The organism is Clostridium intestinale, assembly GCF_035905475.1.
Taxonomy (GTDB): Bacteria; Bacillota; Clostridia; order Clostridiales; family Clostridiaceae; genus Clostridium_T; species Clostridium_T intestinale.
Window position 1 is genome coordinate 4,061,610 of record NZ_CP121166.1, and the last position, 13,758, is coordinate 4,075,367.

Consider the following 13,758-nt stretch of genomic DNA (forward strand, 5'->3'; position numbering starts at 1 on the left):
TAATATACTATCCTCTTGGCAAACTAATTTTTAGAAAATCCAATAGAGAGGGTGTTAATTATGAAGAATTCAAATGGAATATCCGTTTATAGCGAAATCGGAAAACTTAAAACTGTTTTACTACATTGCCCAGGAGCTGAGTTAGAAAATATAGGACCTGCACACTTACAACAGCTTCTCTTTAACGAAATTTTATATATAAATCAAGCTCAAAAAGAGCATAATCAATTCTCAGACATTCTAAAAAAAGAAGGTGTGGAAGTTCTTTATATTACAGAGCTTATGGCTGAGGTCTTAAAAGATAATAGAGTAAGAAAAGAATTTTTGGATGACTTTTTGAAAGAAGGAAATGCAGATGTAACTGGATTAAAAGAGAATATCCTTGAATATTTAAATGAGTTTTCACCAGAAGAATTAATAAAGAAATGTGTTGGAGGAATAAAGAGAGGGGATATACAAGATAAAAGAGCAAATAACCTCGAAAATATGGTGAAAAATGCGCATCCTTTTTATATAGATCCTATTCCTAATCTATATTATCAAAGGGATATATTTGCCTCTGTAGGAAAAGGAATTTCCTTAAGTGTAATGGCGAATAAAGTGAGAGATAGAGAGGTTTTATTACCTGAATACATATTTAAATATCATCCAAGATTTAAAGGTACAGAGATGTGGTATCATAGGCAAAAGGCGCATAATATTGAAGGCGGAGATATATTAGTATTATCTGATAAAGTAGTTGCTATAGGGATAAGTCAAAGAACTCATCCAATCGCTATAGAAAAATTAGCAGAGAAATTACTGTCATCATCAGAATCTTTTGAAGTAATTTTAGCCTTTGATATACCTAAAGAAGATGCCTATATACATTTAGATAGAGTATTTACAATGGTTGATTACGATAAGTTCACTATATATCCACAAATACAGGAACCACTAGATGTTTATAGTATAACTATGGATAAAAATAATAAAATAAAAATCATATATGAACATGATGATTTAGCAAAAATATTAGCAAAACATCTTAACTTAGGTACAGTTAATTTAATAAAATGTGGAGATGGAGATCCAATAGCTGCTAACAGAGAACAATGGAGTGATGGTAGTAATACTTTAGCTGTAGCACCAGGAAAAGTCATATGTTATGACAGAAATTATATAACTAATAATGCTTTAAGAAAAAATGGCGTGGAGGTTTTAGAAATAGAATCTTACGAGCTGTCTAGAGGCGGTGGAGGTCCTAGGTGTATGAGCATGCCAATAGTAAGAGATAAATTGTAAAGTGACAACTAAAATTATGTAAGTTTTCACTTTATTTTTAAAATACTAATTTAGGCATAGAAAATTAACAAAGTACTACATTTGGGTTATTATAAATAAAATTTACACATAAAAATAAATAAAGTGAAAACTTGAGTATGATATTGTATGAGGTAGTATTTAAGAAATAAACTAATGAAAAGGCTTTTCTTATTAAAAAATAATTGTGAACTTTTTGTTACAATATAAATATATGAAAAAGTAATTAAGAGAGGACGTGAGTATTATTTGAGGGAGCTTATAAGTAAATTCAAAGAGGTTACAGTATCAGTATTGCCTATAACTATAATTGTATTAATACTTAACTTTACCATTACTCCCATAGAGTCAGATTTAATATGGAGATTTTTAATTGGGGCTGTATTTATAATAGTTGGATTAGGAATATTTTTATTTGGTGCTGAATTAGGAATTCAGCCTATAGGGACTTTAATGGGGTCAACACTAACTAAAACTAAAAAAGTATCAATAATAATTATATTTGGTTTTATTCTTGGATTCTTTATAACCATAGCAGAACCAGATTTGCAGATACTAGCAAAACAAGTAAATGAAGTTACAGCTGGAGCGGTATCACAAGCATTATTATTGATAGTTGTTTCTATTGGAGTAGCAGTACTACTTGTAATAGGTTTATTAAGAGTGGTCTTTAATATAGCCTTATCTAAAATTCTAACAATTCTTTACGGGATAATATTATTACTATCTATCTTTACGTCATCTGGCTTTTTAGGCATATCTTTTGATGCAGCAGGAGCCACAACAGGATCTATGACAGTTCCTTTCATATTAGCTTTAGGTCTAGGAATAGCATCTGTAAATGGTAAAAAAACATCCGAAGAAGATAGTTTTGGACTAGTAGCTATAGCATCTATTGGACCTATAGCATCTGTACTCATAATGAGCATAATATCTAAAGTTGAAATCTCAGCAGAACTTTCTAGTAATAAAAATGAAGCTGTAAATGGAATTCTTTCTCCTTATATACATGAGATACCAAAGATGCTATTAGAAGTGGCAGTAGCTCTATTACCATTAGTAGTACTATTTTTAATATTTCAAGTAATATATTTTAAATTATCAAAAAAGAAATTTACGAAAATATTAAAGGGAATGGGTTATACATTTATAGGATTAGTTCTATTTTTGACTGGAGTTAATGCAGGATTTATGGAAGTTGGAAGCGAAATAGGAAGAGAGGTAGCCTTATTAGAGAATAATTGGATTCTTATACCAATAGGGTTTATACTAGGATTTACAGTTATATTTGCAGAACCAGCTGTTCACGTCTTAAATGAGCAGGTTGAAGATGTTACAAGTGGTCATATAAAGAAAGAATTTATATTATATACACTATCTATAGGAGTAGCAATAGCAGTTTCATTATCTATGATAAGGATAATGGTGCCTTGGATGAAATTGGCATACTATCTATTGCCAGGATATATAATAGCTATAATTCTTTCATATAAGGTTCCTAAAATATTTGTAGGAATAGCATTTGATTCAGGGGGAGTAGCCTCAGGGCCTATGACTGCAACCTTTATTTTAGCCTTTGCCCAAGGGGCAGCAGATGCCATAGACAGTGCAAATGTTCTTATAGATGCATTTGGTGTAATAGCAATGGTAGCATTAACACCACTTATAGCCATACAAATTTTAGGGTTGATTTATAAACGTAAGACCATGAAGGAGGGAGTTCAGTTAGATGGTAAGTAATCCAAGAAACTCTGGGTATTCAATGTTTATAGCGATAGTTAACTTTGGAGTTGGAAGTAAGATATTGAAAGAAGCAAAAAAAGAAGGAGTATCAGGCGGAACCATATTTTTAGGAAAAGGAGCAGCAAAAAACCATATATTAGAACTATTAGGACTAGATAAGGTGAAAAAAGAGGTAGTTTTAATGGCTTCTTGTAGTGATATTGAAAATAAGGTTCATGATATACTAACCAAAAAATTTGCTCTCCATAAACCTAATCATGGAATACTATTCTCAATTGAAGTTAACAAAGTATTTGGATCAAGGGTATGTAGTGCAAATAGTGAAAAACAAGAGGGAGGATCTATGGAAGAGTTAAAGGAAAAAAATGATTATGAAGCTATTTTCACCATAGTGGATAGAGGAAATGCAGAAGATGTTGTAGAAGCCGCTACACTAGCTGGAGCACAAGGTGGAACTATAGTCAATGGTAGAGGATCTGGAGTCCACGAAAACAGCCAATTCTTTGGAATGACCATAGAACCAGAAAAAGAAATAGTTATCATACTCATCGAAAAATCAAAAACAAATGATGTGGTTACAGCAATTAGAGAAAAAGTTGACATAGATGAACCTGGCAAAGGAATAGTATTCATAATAGATGTAAACAAAACTTCAGGTTTGGTAAACGTAGATAATATATTATAAATATTAGAAGAGAAAATATTTTTTAAAAGCACTGATTCAAGAGAGTCAGTGCTTTTTCATTGGGAATATACCTTTTAAAGGGAATAAGGACTATATGGCAACTGATTGTCCAGGAGCATTAATGGAATATATGGGTGATATAAATGGAGCTGCAGCTTTTATACCTAAAGCAACTTAAAATACTACAACTAATCAGAATGGAGAATCAATTGGTGTGTTGTAGCTAAAAGTGGACTTAATGCAAGACGTGGAGATGGTACAATATTTATTTAACCTGACTTTAATATATGTTGGATAGGAAATTGTTGTTACAATTTAACATTAAATACAAGCTAGGAAATTAGGTGTTTTTATTTATTAATTTTTAAAATAGTATGTAGATTTTTTTGTTGTTTTATATACATGTTTGTCGAAAATATTGCTTGTCATTAATCCGCAGAATATACTGAAATAAAAGAAACCATCACGACTTCCAATCAGTAAATGGTTTCTTCACAATAAATTGTAGTTTATTGAATATATCAATTATAAACATATGTTCTCTAAAGTGCAATAGTATTTTAGGAGGATAAATGAATCAAGAAAGAATAGATGCTAAAAAATTGTTTAAAGAAAAAAATTATACTAAAGCAGTGGAGTTGTATGTTAAGGTTTGGGATGAAGATAATATTGATAAATGGGTAGGTTGGGAATATGCTACTTCCTTAAAGAATCTAGGAAATATAGATGAGGCGCTTAAAGTATGTAGAATTCTATATAAATACGAACCTACATTTAAATATAATAATGATTTATATTCATGGACTTTATATGAAAAGTATTTTAAGAATTTGGATGCAAAAGAAAAACCAAAAAGTCTAAATCATCTTTTAAAAGTAGCGGACTTTATAGTTAATATAACTAATCAATCTGATAAATCGCCATATGAAAGAACTATATGGAGAGTTGTAAAAATATACAAAGAAAGCGCTGATTTACAAGCAATGCTTTATTGGTTGAAAAAATTAGATGTAAATAAGTTGAGCGATATCTGTGTTAAGGTGAAAAGTAATAATAAAGAGAGAGAATTGGCTTCACAAAAGGAAGACTGGTTTTATTTAATGAGCAAATGTCTTAAGGAAGTAAAGGAATATGATGAGTGTATCAATATGTGTGATTTGGCTCTCAATAATATAAATAAGTTTCACAATGATAGAGATAAATGGATACAAATGGAAAAAGCACAATGCATGGCGAACTTAGGTAAAGAAGAGGATTCCATCAAATTATTAGAGGGAATATTAATGAAAAAAAATCATTGGGTTATACACTATACGATTTTTAAGATAAAAGTTAAAGTTGGAGATATTAAAGGTGGATTAGCTAGTGCGTATGCAGCAGCTTTATCAAAAGATCCAATGAAATTAAAAGTTAATTTATACTATGAAATAGGTCAAATATTAGAAAATAATAAGAGTTATGAATATGCATTAATGCATTATATATTAAGTAGAAAAGTAAGAGAAGAAAATGAATGGAAAGTGTCAAGCCAATTAAATGAAGCAATAGATAGACTTAAAAATATAACTGCTATTAATAATATGGATATTGAGAAAGAATTAAATAAGTTTTGGACAAGTGGCAAGCTGGAAGGAACCGAGAGAGAAGATGGTTACATATTAAGAATAATGCCTAATGGTAGAGCAGGCTTTATAAAAACAAATATAGAAAATTATTATTTTAAAACATCTTCTTTTTTATCACATAAAAAATTTATCAAGGAAGGAACAAAGGTTACTTTTAGTATTATGGACTCTTTTGATATAAAAAAAAATAAAGATACAAAAGAGGCTATAGATATTTTATGTATTTAAACAAATTTTAGGAGGAGAAACATGGGCAAGAAAAAATATTATGCTGTCCGTAAAGGTAAGGTTCCAGGAGTATATGAATCATGGGAGGAATGCAAAAAAGTAATTGATGGATTTAGTGGTGCAGATTATAAAGCATTTGGAAGTAGGGAAGAAGCTTTAGCATATGCAGAAAATAGGGATATAAGCAAATCTCACAAAGAAAAGGCGCAAGAAGTAGGTGCTGTAATAGCTTATGTAGATGGTAGTTATTCTGATACAGCAAAAAGATATTCCTATGGATGTATTATGATAACCCCAGAAGGTGATATTATAAAAAAATCTGGATATGGAGAAGATCAGAGAGCTTTAAATATTAGAAATGTTGCAGGGGAACTTCAAGGGGCAATGTATGCTGTAAAATCAGCTTTAGACTTAGGATATAAAAGGCTTATAATTAGGCATGATTATATAGGGATATCTAAGTGGTTTAATGGAGAATGGAAAGCCAAGGATGAAATAGTAAAAATTTATGTTGAATATATGAGTAAATTTAAAAATAGAATTGAAATAATGTTTGAAAAAGTTACTGCTCATAGTGGAGATTATTATAATGAAGAAGCAGATAAATTAGCTAAAAATGCTATTATGTTAAATAATAAAAAAGAGTTGTTGGACAATGAAATAAATAATTCTAATGAGGATAGCCAACGTGAAAAAATTATTAATTTGATCAATGATTTAATAATGGAAACGAATGAAGTTATGGAGTTTTTAGGGATAAGCAGGCAGAAATTAACGGCTATTAATAAGCAACAAAAATTAATTCCTATTAAAAAAGATATATATTTGAGAATAGACATAGAGAATTTTATGAAAGAAATAAGTGAAAAATAGGAGGGAATATTTTGGTAGATAAAATTAAGAAAAAGTTGGAAGATTTAATTGAAGAAATAGAGGGTGTATGCGAAATTGAAGATATTAGTTTTTCATATGAAAAAAATAGTGATTTATTAACGCAAGTTACATTAAATAGTAGTACAATCCTAAGGCTATACAGTACTAAAAAGGGATTAAAAATAGATGATTCTGTAGCAAAAGATAAGGAAGTAGCGAATAAAGTAATAAATAAGTGGAAAGAATTACATTATAACGAAATAGAAAATAAAAATTTTACATATAAAAAAGTTAAAGATTTTTCTAAAAGTAAAGAGAATCTATTAGGATTAGCAGAAGGTGGATTTGTATCTAATGAATATAAGGGAAATTCAAACATATATGATTTCTGTATAGTTATAGAAGATAAAGAGGTATGTGAGAAAGTAACAATAAATTTTTATAAGACTGGAAGTATAATGGTTCAAGGGTATACAGGTAATTTATGGGAAAGGGTATGTAGGGCAATAGAGGAAGGCATAGATTGTGATGTTAAAGATATATTTAGAAGAATAGCTACAGAAGCATTAAATATAGAGGATGATACAAAGGATGATTTTAGTAAGTATGATGAAAGTCTTAAAGAAAAATTAACAGAGCAAGTATATAATTATCTCAGCATAGAGGATAGAGAGTATTTAACTTCATCTGAGAAATTAATTCAAGAAAAAGTTAAATTTCGTAGATATAATAGTATATTGTGCCCAGCGGTACTATCTCTTGAAGGATTTTTTAAGATATTAATAGTGAAGTTAAAAATATTAAAGACTTATGAAATATCTAATTCTAAATTTAATTTTGGATGTATATTTGACGATAAACACAAGCTTTTAGATTCTAAATATAGAATAATGACATGCAAAGATGAAATGCATAGAAAAGAAATTAAAGAAGTTATAGAGTTATTATATAGTAAAATAAAAGCATTCAGAAATCCTGCATGTCATAGTAGTGGAGGAATGGGACCGTATAGTTCAAATGTTAGAAGTTTTGAAAGATGTAAGGAAATATATGAAAAAGAAGTAATTCAGTGTATAAAGGATTCATATTATACTGTGTACAAGTAAATACTTATCTGTTAATATAAATAATAAAGAAAGGTTGGTGAAGTGATTGTGATAAAGAAACATTATATTAATAATTTGTGTAATAATGAGTTTTCATATCATGATGACATTATCATTTGGGAAATAGATTTTAATAATCGTAATAGAACATGTGTATTGCAATCAAGTTCATCATATAATCCATGTGACTATATACAAGATTTGTTTAGAAGTGTAAAGGAAATAAATCCAGAAATATGTAATATGTTTATTGACCTAAAAAACTTTTATGGAGATTATACTGATTCATGGTTTTGGAAATGTACTTTTATCTTAGATTCATGCAGAAATTTAGATGATGTTGTATTTGAAGATATACAAGATATTAATTTGACTAAAGATGAGAATCAGATAATAAAAGAATATCTGTATAGATGCGTTCAAAAAGAAGCATTTATTTAAAAGTATTTATATATAATTAAATTAAAACTGCACTTCTTTAAAATAGAAGTGCAGTTTTAATTTAAGGAATTACTACATTAATATATACATAAAAAATATAGAATAATACAAATCGCTGAAAGTCTTGATTTTACTATATTCCTTAACATAGAAAAATACACAAAAACACATCAATCTAATCTAGAAGTAGGGGGGGAATCCCTCTAGGTGCACCAATTTCTTTTCTCCAGTTTTTAAAGTCACCTTATAGGCTCTTAAAGCTTTTTGGGGCAATTAAGTTTCTGATTTAGGTTGTGAAAGTGACTTCTAACAATCCTCCCCCTTAACCCTCACAAATTATCCCCGAGCACATCCAACCTTTCAAAAGTAAATAACCCACACCATCCCCCACCTTTAGACATATTATATTACTAAGTTTCATTTTTTGTGAAAGGAGGTAATATAAATGACAGAGAGCATATTAACACGTATTTCTTTAGAAGTGGAATATAAAGCAGGACTAGATAAAGAAGGAAAAGATGTGTTTAAAAAGCAGAGCTTTATAGGCATAAAAGAAGATGCTTCTGATGAGGCTTTATGCATAATAGGCAACTCAATAGGTGATGTTTTAGATACTCAAATATATAGAGTATCTAAAGGACTAAAGTATGAATTGATTAATTTATAAAAAATATAAATTTGCTTTAAGGTAGTAATAGTCTAGTTTTAGACGTTACTACCTTTCTTTTTAACTATATTTACCATACGGATTTCTATATTTCGACATATATATATATTAATATCAAGTGAAAATTTTTTCAGGTAGAAATTATTCTTAATTGAATAAATAATGAGAAAATATCTCCCTCTAATAGAAGATTTAAAGGCTTGGTAATTATGCAAAAGATAAAAAAATTGAGGTGATTTTATGAGTCAAGATGACTGTGACTATGAATATATAGAACAGCTTGTGTATAGAGTTCAAAATGGTGAGATTGAGGCAAAAGATCAATTAGCTATAAGAGTTAAATACTTTATTAGAAGCATAGTTAAAAAGTATCATATCAATTCCTATAGGCGTAGAGATAAAGTCAGTGAAGGTTATGAGATTATGTTTAGATGCATCAAGGATTATGATGTAAAGAGAGGAAAGTTTTTTCCTTTTATAAGAAGATGTATAAATAATCACTTTATAAATTTATTAAAAGCCACTAAAAAAGGTGAATTTAAAGATGGAAAAAAGACTTTGATTATAGATGAAAAACTAGAGAATGTGCTATTTTATGAAATGGATTATCCAGAAGATATTTTATATGAAAAGTTTAATATAGAGGTTTTAAGAAAGGCTCTAAGATCATTAAATGAAAAGGAACTTGAGCTAATTAAGTATAGATATTATGAAAAAAAGACTCTAAAAACCTATGCTAAAGATAAATGTATAGATTATAGCACTGCCATTAGGCGTAATAAAGCTGTTCTTGAAAAGTTAAAAAAGCTTATAAATAAGGAATTAAAAAACCATAGGGACTGATTAAAAATTTGTAAAAAGAGAGGCTGAAATAATTCAGCCTCTCAAATTTTTTAAATGAATTACTCTAAACTAATTCAGTGCTTCTTCTTTCATTTAGCTTTGCAGAATAGAGAGAAATAAGATCATTACCTTTGGATGTGAAGATGTTTTGCTCTAAAATGTCATTAGCTAATTTGGTTACTTCTTCTTTAGTTAGGTCACTTCTAACATCTGAAATGGAGAACGTTGCTTTATCTCCACTTGAGGTTACAAATACAAGTGTTAAAGAATAATTCATTTTTATTCACCACCTTTTAATTATTTTTAATACATATATTAAGCTTCATCTATGATAGAAACTTCATTTAGCATAAAGTATCTAGTAGATGAGCTTAACACTGCAGCAATTGACTTTGCAACTATTACTACATTACTTACAGGAGCATCTACTTTTACATTAGAATAGCTCTTTTTTCTAAAGGTATCTGCACCAGCATCATTTGTTCCAGACTTTACTTCTATTACTAAAGAAGTGGTCTTTGGTTCTTTGATAGCCTCCATAATATCACCTCCTTCCAAAATAAAATGTCTATACTATATAAGTAAAACAATAAATAAAAAAGTGGCGTTTTTTAGAGAAAAAGTTTGTTTTTTTGTAAAAGAAGTCAGTGTTTAATGACCTTCTTAGAACTTCTACAGAAGGAATTTAATGGGGCTGAACTTATACGCTGTAGAGACTTCTTCCCAAGTCTCTTTAGATTCTTATTAGGAACGCTCCTACAGGGTAGAAGTACATAGAATCATATAGTCATAGAATCATAGGGTCATAAAGTCATAGAATCATAGAGTCATAAAATCATAAAGTAGCATAGTATAAATAGTAGATTAAATAGGTAATATCGGGGGAAGATTTATGAAAAATAAAAAAACTGAAGGATTAGGTGCTAATGATGAGATTACACAGGGAGGAGAATGGGTAAGTGGTGAAAAGCAGGTTGGGCAAACTATAGTAGATTTTGGGTTCGAACCTGAAGAAGTTTCTGTGAAGAAACAAGTGGAAGAAAAGAGCATATCAGTTCCTAAGATTGAAAAGAGGTTTAGTAGACTTAATTTTTTATCAGTAAATGATGAGGAGCTAACATTAAGAAAAACCTATAATCTTAAGGAATCTATCGTAATAATGATTAATCAATTAAAGCTTGTTCATCCAAATGCCAATGCAAGATTTAATTCTATAGTTGAAAAAGCAATAAAACACTACTATAAATACATTATGGAAGAAGGCGGAAGCCAAGAAGAGTAGATAAATTAGCATTAAGAAAAGAAACATCATGGATAAATAGTTAGAATTTATAATTTTATTAAATAAATATATCCTCAAAAGCATTGATTTAGATGAGTCAGTGCTTTTTCATTTCTAAAACTACCATAATAGTTTCTAAAAATGAGCCGTAGAGTAGGAGGAATGTATAAGAGTAAAGCTGTGTGGAATAAGGCGATTATATTTTTGAAGCATAAAGTTTAAACAAACTATTTTTATAAAATAAATAGTGGAATAGTATCCCATAGCATAGTCGAAACTTTTGTTATTATTCCTGTTTTCCAAGTATATGTAGAGGTGATATTATGATTATGCTAAGAAAAAATATAAAGGTATAATAGTTAGAATTATTAATATATACAAATGTTGAAATAGATTAAATAGGAGATTTTAAAATGAATATTAGCAACTAAAAGTTCATAGATAATCCGAATGTCATGGTGATTATAACAAAATAATTAGTTTTTATATTTGTAAAAGCAATAAGCGATAAGGGGTATTAAATATATGAAGTTGATTCATGAATTGATTAGTGAAGATGAATCTGCAAAGAAAATATTATTAAAATGGGAAGATGAAGCAATAAATAAAATAGAAATTCTACATCCGTGCGAAGAGAATAATGAGAAGGTGTTACTAAACTTGCAGGTAACAACAAAGTCTTTATTAGGAGCAATAGCGTATAATACTGGTGGTATATTTATAGAATACGGATGGATTAGAATTTTGGGCAGCGGAAGTAATAAAATTAATAGAGATGTTTCATCATGGAATGGGCTAAATAGTAATAAAAAATTAAATGGAGCTTTATTAGTTGCAGATGATGTTTTAGGGGGATTTTTTGCAATAAATGGAGGTGCATTTATCGGGGAGATGGGGAATGTGTTCTACCTTGCTCCAGATACATTAGAGTGGGAAGATCTAGATTTAAAATTTGCAGATTTTATTTATTGGACTTTCACAGGAGATATAAACAAATTTTATGAAACATTTAGATGGCAAGGATGGAAAGATGAGATTGGCAAGATAACTGGAGATGATGGGATTTCAGTGTATCCTTATCTTTGGGCGGAAGATTTAGATGTAGAAATACGGTCAAGAAAGAGAGTTCCCATTGAGGAATTGTGGGGAATTACTATGGAGTTTAGAGAGCGGTTCGGTTTAAACTAGAGAAACTTTTTAGAACGTATTACGAATTAAGAGGAGTACTATAAGGGATCATAGGGAGAAAATTATATCAATATGATGTAGTGGGAGATGAGATGATTTGAGTGATTTTTTTGAAAGGCATGAACCCGCAAGTAGTAGAGCGAATGTGTTCGGATGGATTAGTATTAAAGATGATAAATATAAGCTTTTATCGGAGGCTCCAGATTTAATAAATAGAATTAATCAATATATAATAGAAATAAACGGATTTAAAAAATTCATTGAATATTTAGGGAAGGATAAGCAAATTTATTCTTGTTGTTATTTTAAAAATAAATCTGAAATTTTGACAAAGATCCAAAAATATATTAAAAAGAAAGCACTAATAAAAGAAGAATTTGTTGAATCTAATATAGTTGATGAACTCTATTATAAAAAAATATATAGTATAAAAGATTTTGACATCGAGTTGTTTAAAGATTCTTATTGCGATACTTTATTAGTTTTTTCAAATGATAAATTTGAAGAAAATACATTGGTAGAAATATTAAAAAAGTTAGATTTCTTTTGTCAACCAAAGGATCTCGGGGGGTATTTTCCAACTGAAAATGTTATTTCTTCATTAATAGCAAAAGAAATGGGATTAGTTTATGTTGTAAGGCATTATTGTAATTGGGATGAAGTAAATGAAAGAGATATATTTGTTAGTTATTCAAAAGAGAAATTATAAATATAGTTTTGTAAAGGATAGTATATTATGAAAAAAGTATCTTCTTTAGGATCTGTAGGAGTTTTATTGGGCTTAGTAATATCAAGATTTACTGTGATTAAGTATGGGGTTAATGCGAGACCAATCATACTATTTACTATACTAACAGTTTGTATGTTATGTGAAATATTATTAATAATTAGAAGAGAGTATATAATTGCAGTATGTTCATTGTCTATGATAATACCTTTAGTTCTTATAACAATTGGGGTGTATTTAGATAACGTAATTGTAGATTTTATTGGAATAGGATTAATATTTATATTAATTCCACTTATGATAAAGTTTCTAAAGAGATATAAAAATAATTCTAGTATTAAGTAGTTTGTAAATTGTTAAGTTAGGGGTAAAAGATGTTAGATAAGATCAAGAAAAAAGTCATAAATATTTTAGATTTAAGTAGTGATAGGTTACCTTTTGGATTTTTTGCAGCAATAGTAGTTATAACTTCTATAACTACTAAAAGAATGGGTTTCAATTCAATTATTATATTATTAGTTACAGTAAGTGTATTAATGCTATTAGCAACTATTACACAGATCATGAGACATGATAGAAATAAAAGAAATATTTTAATTTATTTTGGAGCGACATTAGCATGCATAATTATGACTATAACAGCTGAGAGATTAGAATATTATTTAAGAATAGGTGATTCAATAATGTTTGCTAATATTATAAAGATATTCTTAAGTGGATTGGCTATAGTTGCGGATATAATTGGAATACTCCAAATCAAAAATAAGATTAATAGCAAAGGAAAAAAGCTTACATTAATTATCATAATGATATATTTTAGTATGATAGCTATACTAGCAATAGTTTTTTTACCTCCTAAAAACATATGACACATAAATAATATAAAAAGATGACCTAAACATTAGTCGTAGTTTTTTGTTCTATAATATATTTATTTATTAAAAAACAATACGTAGGGGCAATTATATTTCTAGTGATTTCTATACCACTTAGCGTAGTTGCTGTTGGAATGTATCTAGGAAATATGGAATTATTAGAATTAGGACTA

The 13,758-nt window shown here is 28.8% G+C and carries 16 protein-coding genes; 14 read left to right on the forward strand and 2 right to left on the reverse strand.

What is annotated here, in order from left to right; genetic code table 11:
* The first annotated feature begins 60 nt into the window (after window positions 1-60).
* From P8F83_RS20670 to P8F83_RS20710, 9 genes are all read left to right on the forward strand, one after another.
* Entirely contained in the window at window positions 61-1,284 is a 1,224-nt protein-coding gene (locus P8F83_RS20670) for an arginine deiminase (protein WP_326512483.1), read from the forward strand.
* A gap of 267 nt (window positions 1,285-1,551) precedes the next feature.
* Window positions 1,552-3,042, forward strand: a complete 1,491-nt coding sequence (locus P8F83_RS20675; RefSeq protein ID WP_326512484.1) for a DUF1538 domain-containing protein — start codon at window positions 1,552-1,554, stop codon at window positions 3,040-3,042.
* Window positions 3,032-3,730, forward strand: coding sequence for a P-II family nitrogen regulator (locus tag P8F83_RS20680; RefSeq protein WP_326512485.1), 699 nt, complete (start codon window positions 3,032-3,034; stop codon window positions 3,728-3,730). Before P8F83_RS20675 ends, P8F83_RS20680 begins: the two co-directional genes overlap by 11 nt.
* A gap of 572 nt (window positions 3,731-4,302) precedes the next feature.
* Window positions 4,303-5,583: a tetratricopeptide repeat protein gene (locus P8F83_RS20685; RefSeq protein WP_238907501.1), complete on the forward strand. Its 1,281-nt coding sequence runs from the start codon at window positions 4,303-4,305 to the stop codon at window positions 5,581-5,583.
* A 21-nt stretch (window positions 5,584-5,604) separates the two neighbouring features.
* On the forward strand, window positions 5,605-6,456 hold the full coding sequence (locus tag P8F83_RS20690) for a ribonuclease H1 domain-containing protein (RefSeq protein WP_238907500.1): 852 nt from the start codon (window positions 5,605-5,607) through the stop codon (window positions 6,454-6,456).
* Window positions 6,457-6,467: 11 nt separating this feature from the next.
* Window positions 6,468-7,562: a hypothetical protein gene (locus P8F83_RS20695; protein WP_238907499.1), complete on the forward strand. Its 1,095-nt coding sequence runs from the start codon at window positions 6,468-6,470 to the stop codon at window positions 7,560-7,562.
* A gap of 48 nt (window positions 7,563-7,610) precedes the next feature.
* Complete coding sequence (locus tag P8F83_RS20700; protein WP_238907498.1) at window positions 7,611-8,003, forward strand: hypothetical protein; 393 nt, start codon at window positions 7,611-7,613, stop codon at window positions 8,001-8,003.
* Window positions 8,004-8,448: 445 nt separating this feature from the next.
* Window positions 8,449-8,670, forward strand: a complete 222-nt coding sequence (locus tag P8F83_RS20705; RefSeq protein ID WP_021803634.1) for a DUF1659 domain-containing protein — start codon at window positions 8,449-8,451, stop codon at window positions 8,668-8,670.
* Between the two features lie 240 nt (window positions 8,671-8,910).
* Entirely contained in the window at window positions 8,911-9,513 is a 603-nt protein-coding gene (locus tag P8F83_RS20710; RefSeq protein ID WP_326512486.1) for a sigma-70 family RNA polymerase sigma factor, read from the forward strand.
* Between the two features lie 64 nt (window positions 9,514-9,577).
* Here P8F83_RS20710 and P8F83_RS20715 read toward each other — a convergent pair whose 3' ends face one another.
* Entirely contained in the window at window positions 9,578-9,790 is a 213-nt protein-coding gene (locus P8F83_RS20715) for a DUF2922 domain-containing protein (RefSeq protein ID WP_326512487.1), read from the reverse strand.
* 38 nt (window positions 9,791-9,828) lie between these two features.
* On the reverse strand, window positions 9,829-10,053 hold the full coding sequence (locus P8F83_RS20720; RefSeq protein ID WP_238907495.1) for a DUF1659 domain-containing protein: 225 nt from the start codon (window positions 10,051-10,053) through the stop codon (window positions 9,829-9,831).
* A 352-nt stretch (window positions 10,054-10,405) separates the two neighbouring features.
* Between P8F83_RS20720 and P8F83_RS20725 the strand changes: the two genes are divergently transcribed.
* The 5 genes from P8F83_RS20725 to P8F83_RS20745 all read left to right on the forward strand — a co-directional run bounded on the left by P8F83_RS20725 (window position 10,406) and on the right by P8F83_RS20745 (window position 13,579).
* A complete protein-coding gene (locus P8F83_RS20725; RefSeq protein ID WP_326512488.1) occupies window positions 10,406-10,795 on the forward strand; it encodes a hypothetical protein in 390 nt (129 codons plus the stop codon).
* A 525-nt stretch (window positions 10,796-11,320) separates the two neighbouring features.
* A complete protein-coding gene (locus tag P8F83_RS20730) occupies window positions 11,321-11,983 on the forward strand; it encodes a DUF2625 family protein (protein ID WP_238907493.1) in 663 nt (220 codons plus the stop codon).
* Between the two features lie 97 nt (window positions 11,984-12,080).
* Window positions 12,081-12,692 (forward strand): hypothetical protein, encoded by a 612-nt coding sequence (locus tag P8F83_RS20735; RefSeq protein ID WP_326512489.1) that lies wholly within the window; start codon window positions 12,081-12,083, stop codon window positions 12,690-12,692.
* Between the two features lie 27 nt (window positions 12,693-12,719).
* A complete protein-coding gene (locus tag P8F83_RS20740) occupies window positions 12,720-13,055 on the forward strand; it encodes a hypothetical protein (protein WP_238907491.1) in 336 nt (111 codons plus the stop codon).
* 29 nt (window positions 13,056-13,084) lie between these two features.
* A complete protein-coding gene (locus P8F83_RS20745; RefSeq protein ID WP_326512490.1) occupies window positions 13,085-13,579 on the forward strand; it encodes a hypothetical protein in 495 nt (164 codons plus the stop codon).
* The last annotated feature ends 179 nt before the right edge of the window (window positions 13,580-13,758 follow it).